Source organism: Psychrobacter sp. 1Y4 (genome assembly GCF_051847555.1).
This window is the reverse complement of record NZ_JBPYDE010000225.1, coordinates 1-952: the sequence shown is the minus strand read 5'-3', so window position 1 is coordinate 952 and position 952 is coordinate 1. Positions and strand designations below refer to the sequence as shown.

General features: G+C 45.0%; 1 protein-coding gene. It reads left to right on the top strand.

Going from position 1 to position 952, the window contains the following annotated elements; genetic code table 11:
* Positions 1-847 (top strand): type IV pilus assembly protein FimV (locus ACS8FC_RS15385; protein WP_439297415.1); only part of this gene is annotated, 847 nt, incomplete at its 5' end.
* Between the last annotated feature and the right edge of the window lie 105 nt (positions 848-952).

Below are 952 nucleotides of genomic sequence, written 5' to 3'. Positions count from 1 at the left end.
GCCAAGCAATAAAGCAGACTCTGACCTCATGGCAAGCTCACCTGTCAAAGCAACACCAACCAGTAAAGCGATAGATAAATCAAAAAGTCCAATCGACTCAGATAATAGTGTTATCGCCGCAGCTCAAGGCAGCAATATACCTGCTAATACAGCATCACCTGTGCCATCCAAAACGACGGCTAATCCAAGTGCAGCTAGCAATAAAGTAACGAGTAATGCGACCACTCAATATCAGGTGCAACGCAATGATAGCTTGTGGGTAATCGCGGAGCAGATCGCACGCGAAAACAATCTAGATACGCCAACAGTGATGAAACAGATTCAGTCACAAAATCCTGATGCTTTTATCAACAAAGATGCTGATCAGTTAAAAGCCGATGCTAAGCTTAGCCTACCCAGCTACGATGTCATCCCTTCACAGCAACATTTAGAAGCTGCCATCAATGCCCAAAGACAATACAGTCGTAGAGCGAATACGCCTGTGGTAAAAAAGTCAGCGCAGACAATATCCAAAAAGTCGTCTGAGACAGCACAAGTGGCCAGCGTACCTAAGAAACCAACCACCACTAAAACACAGAAACTGCCACAAGCACAGTTTTCTGTCCTTGCCCCTGGTCATGATGGTAATGCAGATGGCACTCAGGCGAAATCAGCGGCAGATAAGGGCAATGGTTTAAGCACCGATATATTAGCAACGCTAAAAGCCTCAAGACAAGAGACTGCCTCACAAGCTCAGCGCTTGTCAAAAACCAGCAGCGCGCTGGACAACTATACGAAAAAGCTCCAATTACAAAATCAAAAACTGGCTGAGCTACAAGCTCGTCTCAAAAAACTACGCAATCAATAATTACCTAACGGATCAACGCACGATGCTGTGATCTTAGGAGTAGGAATAACTATGGACAATATGCTATATATCATCGCCGGATTGGTGCTTATCCTGTTAGTCGCT